The 23,433-nt window shown below is 31.3% G+C and carries 22 protein-coding genes; 9 read left to right on the forward strand and 13 right to left on the reverse strand.

The window, feature by feature from the left end:
- Positions 1-180: 180 nt before the first annotated feature.
- Genes rlmD through B4A23_RS07450 form a run of 4 tightly spaced genes read left to right on the forward strand, consistent with a single transcriptional unit; the run spans position 181 to position 3,386 of the window.
- The gene (gene rlmD / locus B4A23_RS07435) at positions 181-1,599 is read left to right on the forward strand and encodes a 23S rRNA (uracil(1939)-C(5))-methyltransferase RlmD (protein ID WP_291118556.1); all 1,419 of its coding nucleotides are present in this window, start codon (positions 181-183) and stop codon (positions 1,597-1,599) included.
- 16 nt (positions 1,600-1,615) lie between these two features.
- Positions 1,616-2,233, forward strand: a complete 618-nt coding sequence (locus B4A23_RS07440) for a DUF6452 family protein (RefSeq protein WP_291118559.1) — start codon at positions 1,616-1,618, stop codon at positions 2,231-2,233.
- Positions 2,187-2,873, forward strand: a complete 687-nt coding sequence (locus B4A23_RS07445) for a DUF6048 family protein (protein ID WP_291118562.1) — start codon at positions 2,187-2,189, stop codon at positions 2,871-2,873. Before B4A23_RS07440 ends, B4A23_RS07445 begins: the two co-directional genes overlap by 47 nt.
- Positions 2,874-2,879: 6 nt before the next feature.
- Positions 2,880-3,386 (forward strand): GNAT family N-acetyltransferase, encoded by a 507-nt coding sequence (locus tag B4A23_RS07450; protein WP_291118565.1) that lies wholly within the window; start codon positions 2,880-2,882, stop codon positions 3,384-3,386.
- A 39-nt stretch (positions 3,387-3,425) separates the two neighbouring features.
- On the opposite strand, the gene lon is transcribed toward B4A23_RS07450, so the two are convergent.
- The 5 genes from lon to B4A23_RS07475 all read right to left on the reverse strand — a co-directional run bounded on the left by lon (position 3,426) and on the right by B4A23_RS07475 (position 10,749).
- On the reverse strand, positions 3,426-5,864 hold the full coding sequence (lon, locus tag B4A23_RS07455; protein ID WP_286500343.1) for an endopeptidase La: 2,439 nt from the start codon (positions 5,862-5,864) through the stop codon (positions 3,426-3,428).
- A 189-nt stretch (positions 5,865-6,053) separates the two neighbouring features.
- A complete protein-coding gene (locus B4A23_RS07460) occupies positions 6,054-6,662 on the reverse strand; it encodes a hypothetical protein (protein ID WP_291118569.1) in 609 nt (202 codons plus the stop codon).
- Between the two features lie 45 nt (positions 6,663-6,707).
- Positions 6,708-7,844 carry an N-acetyl-alpha-D-glucosaminyl L-malate synthase BshA gene (bshA, locus tag B4A23_RS07465; RefSeq protein WP_291118572.1) on the reverse strand — a complete coding sequence of 379 codons (1,137 nt, stop codon included), beginning with the start codon at positions 7,842-7,844 and terminating at the stop codon, positions 6,708-6,710.
- A gap of 23 nt (positions 7,845-7,867) precedes the next feature.
- On the reverse strand, positions 7,868-8,950 hold the full coding sequence (locus B4A23_RS07470) for a serine hydrolase domain-containing protein (RefSeq protein ID WP_291118575.1): 1,083 nt from the start codon (positions 8,948-8,950) through the stop codon (positions 7,868-7,870).
- A gap of 44 nt (positions 8,951-8,994) precedes the next feature.
- The gene (locus tag B4A23_RS07475; RefSeq protein ID WP_291118579.1) at positions 8,995-10,749 is read right to left on the reverse strand and encodes a glycoside hydrolase family 3 protein; all 1,755 of its coding nucleotides are present in this window, start codon (positions 10,747-10,749) and stop codon (positions 8,995-8,997) included.
- Positions 10,750-10,860: 111 nt separating this feature from the next.
- Between B4A23_RS07475 and B4A23_RS07480 the strand changes: the two genes are divergently transcribed.
- Positions 10,861-11,940: a TerC family protein gene (locus B4A23_RS07480; RefSeq protein WP_291118582.1), complete on the forward strand. Its 1,080-nt coding sequence runs from the start codon at positions 10,861-10,863 to the stop codon at positions 11,938-11,940.
- Positions 11,941-12,013: 73 nt separating this feature from the next.
- Here B4A23_RS07480 and B4A23_RS07485 read toward each other — a convergent pair whose 3' ends face one another.
- From B4A23_RS07485 to B4A23_RS07495, 3 genes are read right to left on the reverse strand one after another with little or no spacing between them, the layout of a single operon-like run.
- A complete protein-coding gene (locus tag B4A23_RS07485) occupies positions 12,014-15,055 on the reverse strand; it encodes an SMC family ATPase (protein WP_291118585.1) in 3,042 nt (1,013 codons plus the stop codon).
- Positions 15,055-16,260: a metallophosphoesterase family protein gene (locus tag B4A23_RS07490; protein ID WP_291119481.1), complete on the reverse strand. Its 1,206-nt coding sequence runs from the start codon at positions 16,258-16,260 to the stop codon at positions 15,055-15,057. Before B4A23_RS07490 ends, B4A23_RS07485 begins: the two co-directional genes overlap by 1 nt.
- Positions 16,261-16,262: 2 nt before the next feature.
- A complete protein-coding gene (locus B4A23_RS07495) occupies positions 16,263-16,418 on the reverse strand; it encodes a hypothetical protein (RefSeq protein ID WP_286478692.1) in 156 nt (51 codons plus the stop codon).
- A gap of 152 nt (positions 16,419-16,570) precedes the next feature.
- Here B4A23_RS07495 and B4A23_RS07500 point away from each other — a divergent pair, with 152 nt between their 5' ends.
- Both B4A23_RS07500 and B4A23_RS07505 read left to right on the forward strand, forming a co-directional pair.
- Complete coding sequence (locus B4A23_RS07500; RefSeq protein WP_291118590.1) at positions 16,571-16,705, forward strand: 30S ribosomal protein THX; 135 nt, start codon at positions 16,571-16,573, stop codon at positions 16,703-16,705.
- A gap of 142 nt (positions 16,706-16,847) precedes the next feature.
- On the forward strand, positions 16,848-17,333 hold the full coding sequence (locus B4A23_RS07505) for a DUF4822 domain-containing protein (RefSeq protein WP_286500336.1): 486 nt from the start codon (positions 16,848-16,850) through the stop codon (positions 17,331-17,333).
- Positions 17,334-17,403: 70 nt separating this feature from the next.
- On the opposite strand, the gene B4A23_RS07510 is transcribed toward B4A23_RS07505, so the two are convergent.
- Positions 17,404-18,012, reverse strand: coding sequence for a hypothetical protein (locus tag B4A23_RS07510; protein ID WP_291118594.1), 609 nt, complete (start codon positions 18,010-18,012; stop codon positions 17,404-17,406).
- 148 nt (positions 18,013-18,160) lie between these two features.
- Between B4A23_RS07510 and B4A23_RS07515 the strand changes: the two genes are divergently transcribed.
- Together B4A23_RS07515 and B4A23_RS07520 are read left to right on the forward strand one after the other, a co-directional pair.
- Positions 18,161-18,679 carry a nucleoside 2-deoxyribosyltransferase domain-containing protein gene (locus tag B4A23_RS07515; protein WP_291118597.1) on the forward strand — a complete coding sequence of 173 codons (519 nt, stop codon included), beginning with the start codon at positions 18,161-18,163 and terminating at the stop codon, positions 18,677-18,679.
- 127 nt (positions 18,680-18,806) lie between these two features.
- Positions 18,807-19,046 (forward strand): hypothetical protein, encoded by a 240-nt coding sequence (locus B4A23_RS07520; protein WP_038334521.1) that lies wholly within the window; start codon positions 18,807-18,809, stop codon positions 19,044-19,046.
- 31 nt (positions 19,047-19,077) lie between these two features.
- On the opposite strand, the gene B4A23_RS07525 is transcribed toward B4A23_RS07520, so the two are convergent.
- From B4A23_RS07525 to B4A23_RS07540, 4 genes are all read right to left on the reverse strand, one after another.
- Positions 19,078-19,857 (reverse strand): polysaccharide deacetylase family protein, encoded by a 780-nt coding sequence (locus B4A23_RS07525; protein ID WP_291118600.1) that lies wholly within the window; start codon positions 19,855-19,857, stop codon positions 19,078-19,080.
- A 163-nt stretch (positions 19,858-20,020) separates the two neighbouring features.
- Complete coding sequence (locus B4A23_RS07530) at positions 20,021-21,208, reverse strand: outer membrane beta-barrel protein (RefSeq protein WP_291118603.1); 1,188 nt, start codon at positions 21,206-21,208, stop codon at positions 20,021-20,023.
- Between the two features lie 85 nt (positions 21,209-21,293).
- Positions 21,294-22,022 carry an LPS export ABC transporter ATP-binding protein gene (lptB, locus tag B4A23_RS07535; protein WP_038334673.1) on the reverse strand — a complete coding sequence of 243 codons (729 nt, stop codon included), beginning with the start codon at positions 22,020-22,022 and terminating at the stop codon, positions 21,294-21,296.
- Between the two features lie 30 nt (positions 22,023-22,052).
- On the reverse strand, positions 22,053-23,414 hold the full coding sequence (locus B4A23_RS07540) for a pyridoxal-phosphate dependent enzyme (protein ID WP_280035549.1): 1,362 nt from the start codon (positions 23,412-23,414) through the stop codon (positions 22,053-22,055).
- Between the last annotated feature and the right edge of the window lie 19 nt (positions 23,415-23,433).

Raw genomic sequence — 23,433 nt, forward strand, 5'->3', positions numbered from 1 at the left:
ATAGTGAGTATTTTTAAAAAGACTAAGATAATTAAATATTCAATTCTAGAACAATTACATTTTAAAGATACAATATAACTAAAACAAAGTCTTATATAATTAAAATATTGACAAATAAAACCTACTTTTTTAATAAAAAAACACTTATAAAAATTGCATGGACTTCCTTACCTTTGCAAAATGTCAAGAAAAGCGAAACAAAAAATCATATTAAATAATATAGAAGTTTTACGTGCTGGTGCAAAAGGTGTATCTGTTGGTAAAACAGAGGAAGGAAAAACGGTTCTGATAAAAGGTGCGATTCCAGGAGACGTTGTAGATGTACACGTTTTGAAGAAGAAAAGCAGCTATTTAGAAGGACAAGCAATCGAAATTCACACAAAATCTCCTTATCGTGTTCAGCCAGAATGTGAGCATTTTGGTGTTTGCGGTGGTTGTAAATGGCAAGATATGAGCTATGATGCGCAACTTAAATTTAAACACGACGAAGTGGTTAACAATTTGGTTCGCATCGGAGGTTTCAAAGATTTAGATGCTGAAATTGTTCCAATTTTAGGTTCTAAAGAACAATATTTTTACCGTAATAAATTAGAATTTACTTTTTCTAATGCACGTTGGCTAACATTAGAAGAAATTCAGTCTGGGAAAGAGTTTGACGATCGCGACGTCGTTGGATTCCATATTCCAGGTGCTTGGTCTAAAGTTTTGGACGTAACGAAATGTCACTTACAACGTGATCCTTCGAATGCGATTCGTGTTGAAGCAAAACGTTTTGCATTAGAACATAACTTAGATTTCTTCGATTTAAAAAGTCAAGAAGGTTTATTAAGAACATTAATGATTCGTACTTCTCAGAATGGACAAGTGATGGTTTTAGTTCAATTCTTCCGCGAAGAGAAAGAAAATCGTGAAGCTTTCTTACAAAACTTGAAAGATAAATTCCCAGAAATCACGTCTTTATTGTATGCAATCAATCCAAAACAAAACGATTCTGTTTATGATTTAGATATCGAAGTTTTTACTGGAGATGATCATATTATGGAAAAGATGGAAGATTTGAACTTTAAAATTGGTCCAAAATCTTTCTATCAAACAAATCCAGAACAAGCCTACGAATTATATAAATTAACACGTGATTTTGCAAGTTTAACTGGAGATGAATTAGTGTACGATTTATATACAGGAACTGGAACAATTGCGCAATTCGTTTCGAAAAAAGCAAAAAAAGTAGTTGGTGTAGAATCTGTTCAAGAAGCGATTGATGCAGCAAAAGCGGCAGCAAAATTCAATGGAATTGATAATTGTGATTTCTATTGTGGTGATATGAAAGATGTATTGAATCAAGATTTTATCAACGAACACGGAATTCCAGATGTAATTATTACTGATCCTCCACGTGATGGAATGCATAAAAAAGTAGTTGAAAATATTTTGTTCATGAATCCAAAACGTGTTGTTTATGTTTCGTGTAACTCTGCTACACAAGCGCGCGATTTAGAATTGATGAAAGATCAATATAAAATTGTTAAAGTTCAGCCAGTTGATATGTTTCCGCAAACACATCATGTAGAAAATATTGTACTTTTAGAGCGAATTTAAAATTCAATCAAAAAAAATGAAAAATATTCAACGTTTTCTAGCTTATTCAATTTTCGTTTCTATAATTTCTTTAGCATTTTATAGTTGCGAAGACGATGATATTTGTACTGACGAAGGTGATGTTCCTCGCATGGTTGCTGATATGTATTATGATGGAACAAATGTTCCTTTAGAAGATTCGATTTATTACTGGGCTTATGTTTATAATGATTCGATTACGAAAGGAATTAGAGAAGCTACAGGAACGAGTAAAGATACTGTCTTAATCGAAAAAAATTCTGCTTTAGGAAAAACGAGTTTCGGAATTACTTTGCGTAATAATTCAAAAAAAGAAATTTATTATACTATAGCGCAAGGTCCAGATATAGATGTAAAAGATTCTATAACGGGTAAAGTCATCAGAACAATCCTTGCAAAACGTGATCGATTGATTTTAAAATACGATACACTTGGAAATGGCTATACTTCTAAAGCTTGTGGTTTTGGATTAACTTTTAAAGGAGTTGATGTAAAATTGGTGACGAAAACTGGAAATGGAGCTGGAAATTGGATAAAGAATATAGAAACTGTAAATACTGAAATTAAAGATGGTTCGACAACTGTTATTAAGCTTTTTGCTGACGAGCGCAATTAATTTTGCATTTGGTCAAGAAAATAAAACTGATTCGACAAAAGTTTCGGTTACAGATTCTATTCCAAAGAAAAAACACCATGATATTTTTATCGGTGTAGATGTTTTCAATCCGATTGTTTCTGCTTTCAACGATAAAAAAGGTGTTAGCGCTTATGCTTCTTATCAAATCAATAATAAGTGGCATGCTGTTATAGAAGCTGGTTTCGAGAAAAATAAGTTCAATGAAATCAATTGGAATGTTGATGTTGATGGCGTTTTTGCAAAACTTGGTGCAAACTGGTTTATAACGCAAGATGTAGAAAATCAATCGAACGGAATTTACATTGGTGGACGAATTGCGTATTCTAAATATTCGCAAACCATCAATAGTTATCCGATTAGAGATTTACAATCAAATGAAATCATCAACAAAGGAAGTTTACCTAAAGCGAATGTAAGTAGTTATTGGATAGAAGCTGTTGTTGGTGGACGTGTAGAGATTTTCAAGAATTTTTATGGTGAATTAGCTTTGCATCCTGCAGCTTATATTGGTGGTAAAAAAGATCAAGGAATTGATCCTTTGGTTATTCCTGGTTACGGAAAATACAGTGGTCCATTTAATATGCCCGTTTTTTGGGGGATTGCTTATAAGATAAAGTAAAATCCTATGAAAGTAATTTTAGAAACTGAACGATTAATTTTAAGAGAATTAACTATTAATGATGCTGAAAGTTTCTATTATTTAAACTTAAATCCAAACGTAATAAAATATACAGGAGATAATTCTTTTGCGAATATTAAAGAAGCGAAAGATTTTCTGGAAAACTATTCTGACTATTTTCAAAATGGATTTGGAAGATGGGCAGTTATCGAAAAACAATCAAATAATTTTATTGGTTGGTGTGGCTTAAAATTTCATAAAGACACAAACGAAATTGATATAGGTTTCAGGTTTTTTGAGGAATATTGGAACAAAGGCTTCGCTACAGAAAGTGCTAAAGCTTGTTTAGAATACGGTTTTCTTCAACTTAATTTAACTGAGATTATTGGTCGAGTGATGAAAGAAAATCTCGCATCAATAAAAGTTTTAGAAAAAATTGGTTTACAATTTTCTCATTCTTTCAATTTTGAAAATAACGAAGGTTACATATACAAACAAAAAAAGGAACTCTAATTGAGTTCCTTTTTTTTGTTGTTTTGAGAAGATTTCAGATTAATCCAAAACCTTTGCTCCTTTTACTTTTTGATTTGTTAAAGCGATTTCCAAAACTTCTTTCATTTCTTTTACAAAATGGAAAGTCATTCCTTTTACATATTCTGCTTTAATTTCTTCAATATCTTTTCTGTTGTCTTCACACAAAATAATTTCTTTGATATTTGCACGTTTTGCCGCCAAAATTTTCTCTTTAATTCCACCAACTGGTAAAACTTTTCCACGAAGTGTAATTTCTCCTGTCATCGCCAATTTCGCTTTGACTTTACGTTGTGTAAAAGACGAAACCAAAGACGTCAACATTGTAATTCCGGCAGATGGACCATCTTTTGGTGTTGCTCCTTCTGGCACGTGAATATGGACTTTATAATTCTCGAAAACTTCTGGTTTGATTCCTAATTCATCCGCATGCGCTTTGATATATTCTAACGCAATTGTCGCAGATTCTTTCATCACAGTTCCTAAATTTCCTGTAATCGAAAGTCCGCCATTTTTTGCTTTTGATAAAATAGATTCGATAAATAAAATATCTCCTCCAACACTTGTCCAAGCTAAACCAACCACAACACCCGGAACTTCGTTGTTCTCGTATTGGTCTGGCGTAATAGAAGGGCCTAAGATTTTCGAAATATCTTCGATTGAATACTTAGCATTAAATTCTTCTTCCAACGCAATATGTTTTGCAGCCGAACGAACTAATTTCGCAACTTTCTGATTCAATTTACGAACTCCAGATTCGCGTGTATAACCCGTAATCAAATATTCGATTTCTTTTTTACCTAACACAACATCTTTCTCTTTTAAGCCATGTTCTGTTAATTGTTTTGGTAAAAGGTGACGTTTTACGATTTCAGATTTTTCCTCGATTGTATAACCTGCAATATTAATCATCTCCATACGATCGCGCAACGGACTTGGAATATCTCCAATATTATTGGCTGTCGCAATGAAAAATACTTTCGATAAATCGTAGCCAATTTCTAAGAAATTGTCATAAAAAGTTGAGTTTTGCTCAGGATCTAAAACCTCTAACATTGCTGATGAAGGATCTCCATGCGCACTCGCTGTCATTTTATCAATCTCATCTAAAACAAAAACTGGATTAGACGATTCAGATTTTTTGATTGATTGTAAAATACGTCCTGGCATCGCTCCTATATAGGTTTTACGGTGACCGCGAATCTCAGATTCATCATGTAAACCACCCAATGACATACGCACATATTTGCGTCCAATCGCTTCTGAAATAGATTTCCCCAACGATGTTTTACCAACACCCGGAGGTCCATATAAACAAAGAATTGGCGAACGCATATCTCCTTTCAATTTCAAGACTGCAAGATGCTCCAAAATACGTTCTTTCACATCTTCTAAACCATAATGATCATGATCTAAAATTTTCTTTGCATTCTTGATATCAAAATTATCTTTCGTTAAGGTATTCCAAGGTAAATCCAACATAAATTCAAGGTAATTACGCTGAATATTATGTTCTGGCATTTGCGGATTTAGACGAGAAAGACGATTAATTTCTTTATCAAAATGATTCGCTACATCTTCGCTCCAACTTTTCGTTAAAGCACGTTTGCGCATTTCATTGATTTCTTCTTCTGTCGAATTTCCTCCTAACTCCTCTTGAATCGATTTGATTTGTTGATTTAAGAAATATTCTTTTTGTTGTTGATCTAATTCTTTACGAACTTTATTCTGAATTGTATTTTTCAACTCCAATTTCTGAAGCTCAACATTCATAAAACGCATCACTTCCATTGCGCGAAGTTTCATATCAGAAATCTCTAACAACAACTGTTTTTCATCTAAACTCAACGTCAAATTAGACGCGACAAAGTTGATTAAAAACGTATTACTTTCGATGCTTTTTATAGCTCCTGCAGCTTCAGAAGGCAGCATTGGATTTTCTTCTACAATCTGAAAAGCTAAATCACGAATCGATTCAATAATAATTGGATATTCTTTGTTGCGTGAAGTCGGAACTTTTTCTGTCAAAATTTCTACTTCTGCCTTGAAATAAGGATCATTTGAAACAAATTCTTTGACTTTAAAGCGTTTCATACCTTGTAAAATCACCGTAATGTTTCCATCTGGCAACTTTATCATTCGCATGATTTTCGCAACTGTACCAACTGTATACAAATCGTCTTGTGTAGGATCTTCCACAGCAATTTCTTTCTGCGAAAGCACTCCAATAATGCGATCTTCTTTGTAAGCTTGTGTTAAAAGTTGTATAGATTTATCTCTACCCGCGGTAATTGGCGCAACCACACCCGGAAATAAGACAGTGTTTCTTAACGATAAAATAGGCAATACCGAAGAAATATCTTGCTTATTTAGCTTACTTTCTTCGTCTTTACTCATCAAAGGAATTAATTCGATTTCTTCTTCCATTACTTGTGCTAATGACAAATTGTCTATGTTCATAATTTTTTTGTACGTTCAAAGTGTCAGTAAAACTATTTTTAACTGACGAAAGCTTTTCATAATTTCAAAAAAACTACGATATAGTTCTTGTTTGAAGCGTTTAGAAAAGCGAGTATTAATAAGACAAACGTTGTGCCAATAAAATATATTGTCAGTTTTTCAATAAAGGTTTATAATGAGGATAAATAATTATTCTGCTTCTAAATCTTTTATCAAAATGGTTTGATCTTTAATTATAAAACAATCTGCAAGGAATTGATTCATTGATTTTGCATGAAAATTCATCATTCCAAAATCTTCAGAAATTAAAATTTTGGTCAATTCTTCGAGCGATAATTGATTCAAATCTTTATAATCTGTTTCTTCTTCAACTTCTTCGAGAAATGAGTTTAACGTTTCATGCGTGATATATAAATCGTGATCGATGCAACCAATCCAACCTTTTTTATCGCCTTGTAAAACCTCAACAAATTCATTTCCTCCAGGATCTGTTCCAATTTTAAAAAATATAGATTCGAAAATAGTATAGGCTTGCACTTCTATCAAATCATAATAATCTGAATTAGAATTCAAGCCATATAAACCTCCAAACATTTGCCAAGGTTTTTCACCAGCATAATTAGTGGTAAAACTTTTATAATCAGCATCAAAAAAGAGTAAATCATTAAATCCATTTTGTTCCAATAAAAAAGTCGCATATTCATCAGAAAAATTATACTTCTTTTGTAATGATAGAATTTCTTCTTTTGTAGGTTTTGGAAATCCAAATGGATTAGGAAAAGTGACTTTTTGCAACATAAGTTGAGTTGGTTTGAAATTTAAAAATATAAAAAAAATCGGGATTTACCCGATTTTAGATTTTGCGATGACTTTGCGATAAAGTTCTTCGTATTGCGGAAGAATATTCGTTTTATCAAATCGTATCGCTTGTTCTTTTGCTTGATGACTAAACTCTGCCAAACGCTTATCGTCTTCTAAGATATAGATTGCCTTTTCTGCCATCATTTCGATATCTCCTACAGGACAAACAAAACCAGTAAGTCCATCAATATTTACTTCTGGAATTCCGCCTGCATTGGACGAAATAACCGGAACACTTGCCGCCATTGCTTCAAGCGCTGCTAAACCAAAACTTTCTTGTTCGGACGGTAAAAGGAATAAATCTGCGGCTTTCAAGACATCATTCAAATCACTTACCATTCCAAGACTTTTCACTTTATCTTGAATTCCAAATTCTTGAATCATTTGATCCGCCATATCCCACTCAGGTCCTTCTCCAGCAATAATCAACTTTGATGGAATTTGTTTCTGAATCAAATTAAACGTTCCAATTACATCTTCAATGCGTTTTACTTTTCTCAAGTTAGAAGTATGTAAAATCACCTTCTCTTTTGGTTGCGCAAAATTATCACGACAACACACACATTTCTCTGGCAAATATTGATCATTATCAATAAAGTTTGGCACAACTTCTATCTCATTTGTAATGTCAAATGCACATAAAGTATCTTGTTTCAAACTTTCGGAAACTGATGTTACTACATCCGATTCATTGATCGAAAATTCAACAGCCGTTTTATACACAGGATGTTTCCCAACCAATGTAATATCCGTACCATGCAAGGTTGTTACAATTGGTAATTTATAGCCTTTTCGCGCCAACATTTGCTTCGTAAAATACGCTGCATACGCATGCGGAATCGCATAATGTACATGAACCAAATCTAATTCGTAATGCAAAACTTTATCATACAAAATTGTACTCAACGCCAAATCATATGGCTGATATTGAAACAATGGATACGTTTCGACATGAATTCGATGAAAGTATATATTTGGTAATTTGATGTTTAATCTCGCAGGAACATTTGTGCTAAAAAAATGTACTTCATGACCTTTTTCCGCTAAATCCATTCCCAGTTCTGTTGCCACAATTCCACTTCCTCCATAGGTTGGATAGCATACAATTCCTATTTTCATTCGCGATTTTTATTTAGACAAATTTAAGGTAAAATTGCTTCATAAATTACTTGTCGAATATTTTCTCGCACTTTTTTAATGGAAAGATAATTTGGCTCGACAGTTTCATTAACACGATTCGAAAGAAAAATATATACAATTTTATACTGAGGATCAGCCCAAACCATCGTTCCTGTAAAACCTGTATGACCAAAACTTTCGGATGATGGACCTATTTTAGACGTTGTTTGCATTTTATCAAATCCAGCTCCACGATGATTGCCTTTGAATTGTTGTTTGGTAAATTCCGCCACCGTTTCTGGCTTCAAATAAACCTCATCACCATATTCGCCTCCATTCAAATACATTTGCATCAATTTTGCTAAATCAATCGAGTTAGAAAATAAACCAGCATGACCAGCAATTCCGCCCATCATTGCAGCTCCTTGATCGTGTACAAAACCATGAACGAGTTGATTTCTGTAGGTTTTATCATATTCGGTTGGAATAATATCTTCTAAACTAAATGTTTCCTTTGGATTGAATGTTGTGCGATACATTCCCAATGATTGATAAAATTTCTCTTGTGTCAGTTGATTCAGATCTTTCCCAAAATCCTTTTCTAATTTCTTCTTGAAAATATAATAACCTAAATCTGAATATTCGTATGATTTACGACCTAAAGAAGATTTATAAATATCTTCGTAAATCGTATCTTTTATAGAATTGATAATATAAATGTTATCTGTAACTTTTATTTGATGTTCTTCGTCTTGCTTTCTCGAATAGAAATCTAAATATAATCGTGCATTTTTTACATTGACAGTTTCGTTGTAAAAACCAATCCAAGGTTTAAGACCAGCCTGGTGCGCTAATACTTCACGAATTTTTAAAGAAGATTTGTTCGAATTCTTCGCATCATTATCAATTTCTCCAATTGTTTGATCGAGGTTTAATTTTCCTTCGTTTACCTCCAACATCAACAAAGGCAACGTCGCCGTCACCTTTGTTACCGAAGCGACATCATATAAATCTGTCCACTTCACTTTTTTTGAAGAATTTTTATCTTGTGTTCCGAAACTTTTATCATAAACGATTTTTCCATCTTTTGCGACTAGAATTTGCATTCCAGGCGTGTAATGATTTGCAATTGCTTCTTCGGCAAGTTTATCTATTTCTGAGAGTTTTTTTTTCCTAAATTCACATTTTCAGGTGCAGTAAATCCCAAACGTTTGATGTGTTTTGTTACAATTCCTTGTCCTTCTTTCAAATTTTGATTGATATCTACTGGAAACGTTCCATCTGCATCAATTGCTCCAAAAATAACTTGTGCAGCAGCTGCTTGCGCATCTTTTGTATTTTGATAATGAACTGTAACCGCGTCTAAATTTGATAAATCTAAATCTTTCAACCCGTAAGGACTTGTGAATAACGAAAAGATTTTCTTTTTGTCTTTTGGTAACGCTTTCAAAATTGCTTTCGAATTATCGGACAATTTATAAGGTTTGTAAACCGTTTCATTCGATAAAAATGCTCCAGAAATAATCACATCATAATCATTCAATAAATTGATTTGATTTGGATTTGAAATCTTCACTAACTCAACATTTGTATATTTTTGTAAATGTGTCAAAAATTGATCATAATCTGTTTGTTCAAGCGGAACAAAAGCTATTTTTTGATTTAATTTTTTGATTGGTAAAAGTTTGTGTTCATTCTTTACAACTGTCGAAGCTTTCTCAAAAATTTTAGTTGTTAATGCTAAATTTTCCGCAGAATTCAAATCTTCTAACACATTTGTAGGATTTAAAGTTCTAACCTCATTTAAACCTGTAATATATTTCGCCATCAAAATTTTCTTCACACTTTCTTCTAAACGCGCTTCAGAAATCTGACCTTTATTAATTGCATCAATAATTTTTTGTTTCCCAACGTGTACATTTTGAGAAAACAACAAAATATCATTTCCAGCCACAAATGCTCTGTAGTCTACATCACCAGCAGGAAACATTTTTGCCACACCATCCATATTCAAAGCATCTGTAATCACAATTCCTTTGAATTGTAACTCGCCTTTCAAATAATCTGTAATGATATTTTTTGACAACGTTGAAGGCATTTTTGGATCTGGTTCTAAAGCTGGAACATTTAGATGTGCCACCATAATAGATTGTACACCTGCATCAATCATTTTTTTGAAAGGCGCAATGTGATATTTCTCTAAATCTGCTTTATTATCTGGAATTAAAGGCAAAACTTTGTGCGAATCTTGGTCTGTATTTCCATGTCCAGGAAAATGTTTTGCAGACGATAACACGTTCTGTGCTCGCATTCCATCCATATAAGCAATTCCTTTTTCTGCAACGCGATCAGGATTTGAACCAAAAGAACGATTTCCAATAATTGGATTATTTGGATTAACATTAACATCAACCGAAGGCGAAAAATTAAACTGAACACCCATTCTGTTCGCTTGTATACCAATTTGTTTTCCAACTTGATAAACCAATTTATTATCGCGTAAAGCGCCAAGCGTCATATTCCAAGGAAAACGCTCCACTCCTTTCAATCTCATTGCCAATCCCCATTCTGCATCCATACCAATCAATAATGGAATTTTAGAAATCGATTGAAATTTATTTGTCAACTCAATTTGATGAGCCGCTTGATCTTGCATAAAAATTAATCCTCCGATATGTTCTTCTTCAATTAATTTTTGAATATCATTCTCATGCACCGCATCTCTGTTTGTATAGGCTGCAACGATAAATAACTGACCTACTTTCTCTTCCAACGACATAGAATTATACTTTTCATCCACCCATTTCATCTGAATAGAATCTTTGTACAATGGTGAAACGTGTTGCGCTTTCGAAGCTATAGGTAAAATAATTGTTAAGAATACGTATGCGATTACTCTTTTCATTCCGGAATAAATTAATTTTGCTTGTTTTTTCTTTTTTAGAAACATTTTTTAAAGGCCAATCGAGTTAGGATTGGTAAATTTATAGTAAATTGTCAAATTAAATAAATTTATATGAGTATTTTCAGTGTTGTACAGGATAGCATGTTGAATCATCCTGGACTAATAACTGTTTTTGGGGTTGCAGTAATTATTATGTTGCTGCTTGATTTGGGTGTTTTTAATAAAAATGCGCACGCAGTTTCGAACAAAGAAGCGCTTACTTGGACTGTCGTTTGGATTTCCTTGGCGATGATTTTTAGTGGTGTAATTTATTTCGTTTTTAAAGAAGCAGATGGACATGCATTTGCCATCAATAAATTTTCGCAATTTCAGGCAGCATATTGGATAGAAAAAGCCTTATCCGTGGATAATTTATTCGTCTTCATCCTCGTTTTTGGATTCTTTAAAATTCCAAAAGAATATCAACATAAAGTCCTTTTTTGGGGAATTTTAGGTGCTCTTCTTTTTAGAGCAATCTTTATTTTTGCAGGAGTTGAATTAATTAAAATGACTTATTTACCAGCTTTTTCAATTGGAGATTGGCACTTTAATCTTGGTGATGAAGCGACTCATGCAAATTTTGCAGCAAAACAATTCTTCCGTCCAAATGTCATTTTAACACTGTTCGGATTCTTCTTAATCGTTGCAGGAATCAAATCTTGGAAATCAAGTGATGATGATGAAAACCAAGATTTATCGCAAAATTTTGGTGTTAAATTGGTACACAAATTCTTTAAGGTTACACCAAATTTTGATGGAGATAAATTCTTTTCTGTACAAAATGGAATTAAAATGGCAACACCACTTTTCGTCGCTTTAATGGTAATTGAAGTAACTGATTTAGTTTTCGCTGTAGATAGTATTCCTGCTATATTCGCTGTTGCTCCAGACGATCCATTTATTTTATATTCATCTAATATTTTTGCCATTTTAGGACTACGTTCATTGTATTTCTTGTTGGCAAATTCAATGGATAAATTCAATAAACTACATTATGGTTTAGCAATTATTTTGAGCTTTATCGGAATTAAAATGATTATTATGCCATTCTATCATTTCGAATCGACAGTTTCATTATCAATCATTGGTGGAGTTCTATTAACAACAATTATTTGGTCGCTAATTTCGAATAAATCGGAAGTTAAGGAGTAGATTATTCTCATCATATAATAAATAAACCCCAAGATTAATTCAATCTTGGGGTTTATTTTATAATCGTTTTTCCTTACGAAACAACTTCTATCAAACTACCTTTTTCTTCGTCTTTTGTAATTTGAAGCGCAACACGAATTCTATCTTTTAATTCATCAACGTGAGAAATAATACCGACAATTCGATTCTCTTTTTGTAAACTCATCAACGTTTCAAACACGATATTTACAGCATCTGCATCTTGCGTTCCAAAACCTTCATCAATAAAAAAGAAGTTCTTTTCCGACTTAGCATTCGTTTGCACACTTTCTGCCAAAGCCAAAGCCAAGCTCAATGAAACTTGAAAAGATTGTCCTCCAGAAAGCGTTTTCACACTACGTGAACGCCCTTCATTCAAATAATCTATAATCTCAAAATCATTGTTGTCATTCATTTGTAAACTCAATTGATTTCTCGTCATTCGATGAAATCTAACATTTGCGTTATCACATAATTGTTTCAAATAAATCGACGAAACGTATTGTACAAACCCTGCTGAATTAAACAAATTTCGCATCGTTTGTAAATTCGTCGCTCGTTTTTGCAATTTTTCCAATTCAATTAACAAATCTTTCTTTTCTGCAAAAGATTTATTCAATCGTTCAATTTCAGTTTTTGTTTTAGTTACAATTTCGGTCGCTTCTTTCAACTGTTTTGCAACAAAAATTAATTTTTCTTCTTGTGTTTTAAAAACCGTTTCATCAAAAGAAACTTCAGCTAATTTTTGTTCTAATTCTTGAATTGAACTTTTCAATGTTTCGAACAAAATTCTAAAATCTTCCAATTTTTTTCTGATTTGAGCAATATTAAATTGTTGATTTAAAGCTAATTGAACTTCTTCAATATTTTGTATTTGATATTTTTCTAATGCTTTATCTAATTGATTTTGATTAATAGCTAATTCTTCTTTCAACTCAATGATTTGTTTTTCAACTAATTCGATTGAAGTTTTCTGAGAAGCTAATTTTGGATTTAATTGATTTAAACTTTCTATAAATTGAATATAATTTTGTTCAATTTTCGCATTACTTAACTTTAAATCATTCAAATTTATAAGCACATTATCTGTTGTTTGATTTTGAAAATCTTCAAATTTCAATACTTTCAAGTTTGCTTGATTTTGATTGATTTTCGAAGCTTTTTCAGTTTCTTCTAATCTAAATTTTTCTAAAGCATTTTTATATTTTTCAACAGATTGGCGTTCTTTTTCTAAAGTTTCTCGAAAAATTTCAATTTCTTTATTTTTATCCGAAATTGTTTTATCCAAAGCTATAGCTGCTTTCTTTTTTTCTTCAAACAACTCAATATTTTTAGAATCAAAACCTTTCCAAACAAACAAATTCAAATGATTTTCTTGTTCAATTTTCAACTCATTCAAAACTTGATTTTCTTGTTCAATTTGTTTTTCAACAAACTGTTTTTGATCAATAATTTTCTGAATTTCATTTTGCTTTTTTTGAAGCGATTTTAGCTTTTCATCAATTTGATTTAATTCATTATTTACAACTTCAAATTTCGTTGAAATATCATTAATCTCAACAATATTTGGATGATCTAGAGCTCCACAAAGCGGACAAGATTCACCTTCGTGTAAATTATGTGCAAAATGAGCCAACTTTTGCAGAACTTCAAATTCATTTTTCTGTTTTTCAATTGATTTTTTAATTGATTCAAGTTTTTCAAATTCAGAATTAAACCAATTTTCAAAACTTGAAATCTCAATATTTTCAGTTTTTAATTGAGTTTCAAAAAAATTAATTTGTTGCTTTTGTTCTTCTATTTTAAATTGTTGTTTCTGAATAGATTGTTGTAAATTTTGATTCTGAACAAACCAATTTCCAACTTCAATCAAAGTCTGAGAATCTATTTTTGACTCAGCTAAAGTTTTGACTTCTTTTTCAGATGATTTGATTGTAGCTTCAATTTTTTGTTCATTTTTCTGAACCTCTTCAACTTCTTTCAAACCTTTTGCTGTTCTTGCTTTTAACTTTTCTATCTCCTCTGAAAAAGTTAAAATTTGAACTATTAATTCTAAATCTGTTTCTTCTTTTCGTTTTATTGGTAAAGTTTCATAATCAGTTTTAATCGCTTCAACTTGGTTCGAAATTTCTTTGATTTGATTCTCTATTAAAGTCAATTGTTTTTGTTGATTCTCAACTGAAATTGACTTTTCTTCAATCTGATTTGAAACTTTTTTATGATTTTCTAAAAGTTGAGAAAACGCATTAAAAATCAATTCATAGCGCTCAATTTCAAGTTTTCGTTGATCCATTTGATCTTTCTGAACTGAAACTTTTTCAAACTCAATTTTCTTTTGTTTTAACGTCTCAAAATCTGATTTCAACGCTTTTAAACGTTGAAATGATTCATTCATTTGATTATATTCTTCTTGAACTTGATTGGTAACTTTTGTTTGCTCAATCAAATTATCTTCAAGCTCTTTTATTCTTTCTTCCGAAACTTCTTCAAAACCAGATAATTTTCCTTCAAGCTGATTCAAATTCGTTAAATTTTGAGAATTTAAAGCTGCAACTTTATCTTGTAAATCATAACGATGAAGTCCAAAAATCTCCTTCATCATTTGTGTTCGATCTTTTGCACCCAACTCAATAAATTCTTTGAATTGTCCTTGAGGAATAATAATTGTTCGCTTGAAATTTTCGTAACTCAACCCAATTATTTCCTCTGCTTTCGAATGATTAAGCGGAATCCATTCATTGTCTTTTTGCTCATAAAAAACAACTGTCGGCGATTTTACATCTTCAAAACGTTTCGAATTTCTTTTAAATTCGCGCGTCGCTCTGAATAATTTTTGTTCAAAATTATAAAAATCAAACTCTATATATGACAAATTCGATTTCAAATTCATCATATTATAGGCGCGTTTATCTTTGGAATTTAAACGCTCTGTTTCTCCATACAAAACGTACATAATCGCTTCTAGAATAGATGATTTTCCGGAACCTACATTCCCAAAAATCCCAAATAATCCTGCTTCAGTTAATTCAGAAAAGTCAATTGTTTGGCGCTCTTGGTATGAATAAAGTCCTTCTATGGTTAATTTTACTGGAATCATTATGAATTCAAAATTTCGTTAAACAAATCCTTTATTTCGTCGTTTGGTTCTTGATTTCCATTCTTCGATTTGAAATAATCTGTAAACAATTCCTTCATATCTTTCGTTTGATCTGCAAACTTATATTCAACCGTTTCAATTTCTTGATTTTTAACTTTCGGAATCAAATGAATAATTCCATCATGTGCTTGATAAATCAATTTTCGTTCATCAGCTTTCAAAAAAGAATCACTTTCTAAAGTCAATTCAACCAACGAATTTTGATTTTCATTCAACCATTCTACAGCTACATTTATATCATCAAAAGTTTTACGAATAAGTGGTTTTCCGTTCTTTAATTCTATTTTATGATAAGAAATAGCTTGATTTGGTTCTGCTTCTATTATCGAAACATATTTCGTTTGACCAGCTTCAGAAAAGCTATAACACAAAGGCGAAGAACTGTACACAACAGGCTTTTCTTTCGTTCCGATGTTCTTAAAACCATGCAAATGCCCAAGCGCTGTATATTGAATTTGAGGCGGAATAGCTTCTGAAAAAATCATATCTGCATTTCCAATTTTAATCGGTTTTTCGCCTTCTGGTTCTTCTAAGATTTCAGCACCTTTTTGATTCATATACAAATGCGCCATCAACAAATTAACACCTTTTTCGTCGCAATATTCATCTGCAATATTTTTCCAATTTGTCGCTAAAACTTCATTCAATGCATCTTCTTTATTTTCTCCAAAATATTGTTTCAAACGGATTTCGTTTGCATAAGGCGTATGAATAATTCGAATCGGAAAATCGAAAGAATTTAATTTCAATTCAATCATTCCTTCTACAGATTTCGAAATTTTGAAATCATTTAATTCAAATTCCTGAATTTTTGCATTTGGATAACCAATCAAAATAATTCCACATTCGCGCGCCAAAGGATCTGGCGCATCAATCAAACTTGGTGAATCGTGATTACCAGAAATCGCTACAACAGGACGTTTTCCACTATTCGAAAGTCTTTTTAATGTTTTATAAAATAATTCTACAGCTTCTACACTTGGATTAAAATTATCAAATAAATCGCCCGCAATAAGTACCAAATCAACTTGTTGTTGATCTGCAATTTCGACAATTTCATTCATGACTAAAACTTGTTCTTCTAATCGAGAAAAACTATCTAATTTTTTGCCCAAATGCCAATCGGCTGTATGTAGAATTTTTATCATTATTCTCCCGTTTCTGGTTTATTTTTTTCGTTAAAAATTCGGTTAATTTCTTTCAAACGTGCTTTACGTTCAGCTTCCTCGTCTTTAGCTTTCTTTCTTTTTTGCGCTTTCTTCGCCTTTACAGCTTTTTTATTAGCATCTGTATTTCTACTCATTTTTGCCTGTTTAAAATTAATTTTGAACTACGTCAAACGATGTCGCAAAGTTAGATTAAATGATAAAGAATTGTAAAACTTTTGTCTAACTAAATTGAAATTATTAACTTAGGTAGAAAGTAATCGAATTTATTAATTTTAAAACATTTATAATGGGAAAAGGCGATAAAAAATCGAGAAGAGGAAAAATTGTGAATGGCTCTTATGGTGTAAAACGTCCTAGACATAAGTATTATTATGAGGAAGATGTGGTTGATGAAAAAGCAACCAAAAAAGCTAAAAAGTAATTTTGAAAAGCTGAAAATCAAGAATGATTTTCAGCTTTTTTAATACACCTTAATCTAAAATAATTTATACAATTATAGGAATAAAATCTACAATTGAAGCCGTAAAATATTGATTTTATTTGTGGTATCAAAAAAACAAAACATGAATATTTTAAAAAAAATTACAACAAGCATTTTTGTATTATTGGTTGGATTAACACTTTTTAGTTGTAACAATGATGACGATTCTACAATTACTAAACAATTAACTCCAAGCGAAACTTTGTCATTTACTCCTTGGGAAACGACAAATGCGTTGAACAATAAAGGACAAAATGTAGCTTTAACAGATCCTAACGTTTCTAATTTTGTAGGTTTTGCTTATTTCAAAAAAGATGGAACATTTACAATGTACAATTTAAATGATACGCCAAAAATGAAAGGAGATTGGTCCGTTTCCGAAGATGGAAAAACAAGAACAATCGTTGCTAAAAATGATGCAGGGGAGGTTTTGTTTACAAGAGTTGTTGACATTACGGTTTTAACAAAACAAGAGTTTACTTATAGAATTTATCCTTCTAACGACGATAAATCTGTATACTTTGATATCGTGCACACGCCTACAACACATAAAGAACCAACGAAATAGTTGATGATACTATTCAAATATTTTAATTAAAAAAGCTAATAATCACTTGATTCTTAGCTTTTTTTTGTTATTATTTCGCAAATTTATATTCAACATTATTCCAAAAAACATAAGCTCCTTCTTGTTTTAAACTTTCAGGCTTATCTATAATTCTTGGAAAAATATTGTCTTTTGTAATTTTTCCAAAAGAAGAACTTTTACCAGAAGCAGCACCTCCATTTTCAGGATCTACAACAGCATAAGACTCAAAATGTTTGAACAAATAAAATGAATTTGTTGTTTTATCAATTCGACCTAACAATACTTTTCTTGAGCCATCTGCAACATACAGATTATTTTCCTCTACAGTTGATTTATATTTAGACGTTTTCAATTCTTCATTGATTATAATCGAATCTTTTTTCAATTCAATAAATTTGACAGAAGGATCTTCGTAAAGCGTCCACGTTTTCTTAAAGAAAGTTTCAGCTTCAGCTGGATAATCTTTTCCATCTGGTCCTTTATAATAATGTGTATCTAAAATTGAAACTTTTTTATCGAATTTGAAAATTTCAGTTTCCGTTGGTTGTGGATTGGTAGGTTGCGGACTTGTAGGTTGTTCTTTAACTGGAGTTGTCGCTTCGTCTTCTTGACAAGAAAAGATTACAAAAGCAGCAAAAATAGGTAATAGCTTGTTCATAGATGATTATTATTTATACTAAATAACCTCAAATCTATTCAAAAAGTATAAAATTTGTGTTAAATATTCCTTATTTCGAGCCAATTCTAACAAAAGTCATTGAATACAAAATCTACAACCTCATTATATTTGCCGAAACAAAAATAACATGAAAGCAATTTTATTTACCTTATTTCTATTATTGAATACTACAATTTTTGCTCAATCTCTTGAAATAAAATCACCGAATGAACTTCCTAAAAATGATCAACGTACAAAGATATTTTTGGGAGGAACGATTGATATGGGAAATTCTGAAGATTGGCAAGCGAAAGTTTCAAAAGAATTGAAAAATGAAAAAGTCATCTTGCTAAATCCTCGTCGTAATGATTGGGATAGCGCTTGGAAGCCTATAAAAGAAGAGCCCGAATTTCGCAAACAAGTGGAATGGGAATTGAATGCATTGGAAAAAGCAGACTATATTATTATGTTTTTTGGAAAAGATTCTAAAAGTCCGATTAGTTTGTTAGAAATGGGATTGTATGCAAAAAGTGGAAAACTTTTGGTGATTTGTCCAGATGGTTTTTGGCAAAAAGGTAATGTTGATATTACAGCAGAAAAATATGGTGTAAAACAATTTGATTCGATAGAAAATGTGTTAGATTATTTAAAAAATATTATAAAATAAATAATTAAAAAAGAGAGATTTAAGTTGAAACATGAAAGGTTTAACATATAATTTTATTTCTCAAAATCTTATTTTAAAAATTTATGTTTTAGCTTTGAAACCGCTTTAATAGTAAGTTTTAGAGATTATGAAACATAATGATTTGGAAATTAATCGGTTGATTGAACGATTAGAATCTTTAGGAATTTTGGTCGAAAAAATCGAGAGTTCTGGTTTTGGTAGTATGTTAAATTTTGAAATGATTTATCAACTTCCTGAACAAAATATTTCTAACGCTATCAATTTTAGACGTTTTGATATACAAGATGTTTATCTTTATTTCAAAGAAGCAGTTAATCAAAAAGGAGATTTACTTTTTATAGAATAAACGAAAAATGCTCAAGAATTTGAGCATTTTTTTATTTCAATTTTTGTAAGTCATTAACCGTATAAAACTTCATATCATTGTTCTTTACAAACTTGCAAATTTCTTCTAAGGTATTAAATTCAGTTTCATAATTATTAGTTGCTTTTGCAACTGTTTTATGCGCGTAAAAAACGACTATCTTATTGTTATCCTTTGCATATTGCAACAACGAAATAAAATAAGGCACATTAAAATGCTCGTAACTATTATCGATTCCTAAACCAAAAAATAACGGTTTATTTTGATAATAACAGTTCTGAAAATTAGGCGCTTCGTTTCCATAAGTTGTTCCTCTTAATGTTTTAAAATGATTGAAAAGTAATTGATCCGATTCTACACTTCGATCACCATAAGGATAGGAAAAATCGGTTACATCAAGTCCTTTGTTTTTCATCAAACTTAGCATTGGAGCGATTTCTTTATCAATAAATTCTTTTCCTCCAAATTCTTTTATATACTTTGTTGTGTGTACATGATTTAAACCATGCGCAGCAATCTCATTTCCGTTTTGTTGCAGATAAGTTAACTCACGAATTTGACTCTCCGAAAGCTTATCAAAATGCGTTACATAGAACGTTCCTTTCCAATTGTATTGTTTCAATTTTATATTAGCATTGAACCATTCGTCCACATAATCGTCATCAAATGTAAGCACCACTCCTGCTCTATTTGTAGATTTTTTTGGTTCTTTTATCGCATCTTCTTCGTGCGTACAGCTATTCAACACAAAAATTGAAATTAAGCAAATAAAATAATAGTTAAGTTTTAGCATTCTTTATCAGTAAGTTTTAGTACTTAAATATACCGAAAAAGTAAATCTTAAAATGAGAAACTTTTAAAATTAAGCAAATCTTAATTTTAGATCATTTTGAATCTATTTTAAACAAAAAAACCACTCAAAATTGAGTGGTAGAGAAACTTATTTTTTGTCTATTTTAAAAAATATTATATCCTAAAACAAATGAAATAGTAGAATATTTCGTATTCACATTTAATTCATCTAATAATTTTCTATCAGTAAGATAACGTACTTCAACATTAAATTTGTCTTTAAAATTATATCCAATACCAGTAGCAACATTACCTCTACTATTAATTTTATAATCCCAATAAGTATATTCACCTCTTTTAAATTGGATACTAGAATCTAGATTAAGGTTTATCATATACTGTAGATTAATAAACAATTTAGAATCTTGATTTAAAAAGAAGTAGTGTCTTACTCCAAAAGGAATTTCAATATTTTTATAATCTACATCAACAATATCACCACTTGTCAATTTAGTACCTTTAACTTTATAACCTTGATAAGATGGTTCTACAATCAAACTCCATTTCTTTTTATTAAATGGTAAAATAAATTCAGCTTCAATTCCTAAACCAAAACCAGTTTTATTGCCTAATTTAGCTGATTCAGTATCTGTTGAAATATTTAATTTGGAGTTATTTAAACGAGGTCTTACCCATAAATTAAAATCAACTTTTTTAGATTCTTTCGTAAAAGTTAAGTCAGAACCTTTACAGATATTAATTTCTGTAAAAAGTTTTATTAATTCACTTTCTCTGTAATTTACTTTTTTAATTCTATCATTAGAAATCGATTCACATTTGAAATTTTGAGCAATTTGTCCTCTAAATGTTCTGTTATAAGCAAACTGATTTGTAGAAACTTCATATTTTTTATACACTAATTGCTCTATATCTCCAGTGTTAGTTTTGTAAAAAAATCTCTTCAAATTATAATCATTGTAACCATATAATGAAGCATCACCTTCTATCAATACTTTCAAAAATAATTTTTCTTCTTTAAAGTCTGGTTCTTCATTTGAGCTTATTTTATCCAAATCTTCAGAAGATCTATCAATCTTAATATCCGCTCTAACATATTTGGATTGATTATCAATTCCAAATTCTTTTATCTGATTTATCGTTGCAATCTCAACTTTAGAAGTTTCATTATTTTTATACTCTATTGATTTGGGATTATTTAGCCAGTCTACATTTTTGATTAAAACAACTTGTTTTTGATTATTGTTATCAATTAAATAACCTTGTTCAAATCTGATTTGTGCTTGGATAGTAATTGACAATAAGAATACTAAGATTAATTTTAATTCTTTCATAAGTGATTATAGTGTTTAATTTGATACAAACATAAACAAAAAAACCACTCAAAATTGAGTGGTTTAGAAAATACTATATTGTAATTTATATCTGCTGATACATAAAGTTTTCACCTAAATAAACGCGACGAACATCTTCATCATTTGCTAATTCTTCTGGCGAACCTTCTTTCAAGATTTTACCTTCGAACATAATATATGTTTTATCGGTAATTGCAAGTGTTTGCGATACATTGTGATCGGTAATTAAGATTCCGATGTTTTTATCTTTTAACGAACGTACAATCTTCTGAATATCTTCAACCGCAATTGGGTCAACTCCGGCAAAAGGCTCATCTAATAAGATAAAATTAGGTTCTGTTGCCAAACAACGCGCAATTTCGCAACGACGACGTTCACCTCCAGAAAGTAAATCTCCACGGTTTTTACGTACATGCTCCAACGAAAACTCTTCAATCAAAGCATCTGTACGCATTTGTTGTTCTTTTTTGGAATGTTTCGTGAATTGTAAAACTGATTTGATATTATCTTCTACAGAAAGTTTACGAAAAACAGAAGCTTCTTGCGCCAAATATCCAATACCTTTTTGCGCTCGTTTGTACATCGCATCACTTGTGATATCTTGTTTATCCAAAAAAACTTTTCCTTGCGTAGCTTTTACCAAACCAACAATCATATAGAAAGAAGTCGTTTTACCAGCACCATTTGGTCCTAATAATCCAATAATTTCTCCTTGCTCTACTTGAAAAGACACATTTTTTACGACGTGTTTTTTACCGTAATCTTTTACTAAATTCTGACCTTTTAATACAATTCCCATATCGCTTCAAAGATAGGATTTTTGTTATTTAATCGAGTTAATAATATCATATTTTGTGATGATATGATATTTTCCGTTTTCTAATTCTATTAAAACAGCTTGATTATCCTTTGTAATTAACTTCGAAACTTCTTCGATAGATGTTCCTGCTTTTACTACTGGATAAGGTTTTCCCATGATTTCGTGAACAGGTTTTTCAGCAACATTTCTATCTTCTAAAAATGCTTGAAACAAATCTGATTCATCCAAAGAACCAACAATTCCATTTACATCCATTACTGGAATTTGAGAAATTTTGAAACGACGCATACGATCAATCGCATGAGAAGCCAATTCCTCTGTACGAACCGTTACCAAAGGTTTATCGACATGCTCTTTAATCAAATCTACAGCTGTTTTGATTTCTTCGTCCAAATATCCTCTATCACGCATCCAATCATCATTAAAGATTTTCCCTACGTAACGAGAACCTGAATCGTGGAATAAAACAACTACAACATCATCTGGTCCGAATTCGTCTTTCATTTGCAACAACCCTTTGATCGCAGATCCCGAAGACATTCCGACAAACAAACCTTCTTCTAAAGCTAAACGACGCGTATAAACCGCTGCATCTTTATCAGTCACTTTTGTAAATCCATCAATGATATCAAAATCTACATTTTCAGGTAAAATATCTTCACCAATTCCTTCTGTTACATAAGAATACACTTCATTTTCGTCGAAAATTCCGGTTTCTTTATATTTTTTGAAAACTGATCCATACGTATCAACTCCCCAAATTTTAATATTAGGATTTTTTTCTTTCAAGTATTTTCCAACACCTGAAATTGTTCCTCCAGTTCCAACACCAACAATAAAATGCGTTACTTTTCCTTCTGTTTGTTCCCAAATTTCCGGTCCAGTTTGCTCATAATTCGCTTGTGCATTTGATGGATTATCGTACTGATTTACATACCAGCCATTCGGCGTTTCTTGTGCCAAACGTTTCGAAACTGAATAATAAGAACGTGGATCATCTGGCTCAACATCTGTAGGACAAACGACAACTTTTGCACCAACAGCGCGCAAGATATCCATTTTCTCTTTCGATTGTTTGTCTGTAATCACACAAATTAATTTGTAACCTTTGATCACAGCAGCCAAAGCTAACCCCATTCCTGTGTTACCAGAAGTACCTTCGATAATTGTACCTCCAGGAACTAAACGACCATCTTTTTCGGCATCTTCAACCATTTTCAACGCCATACGATCTTTACAAGAATGACCAGGGTTAAAATATTCAACTTTTGCTAAAACTGTACATGGTAAATCCTTTGTAATCTTATTAATTTTAACCAAAGGTGTATTCCCAATCGTTTCTAATATATTGTTTGCGTATTTCATTTTTTTCTAACTTTTAAAT

Source organism: Empedobacter sp. UBA7248, from assembly GCF_002472945.1.
In the GTDB taxonomy this organism is placed as follows: domain Bacteria; phylum Bacteroidota; class Bacteroidia; order Flavobacteriales; family Weeksellaceae; genus Empedobacter; species Empedobacter falsenii_C.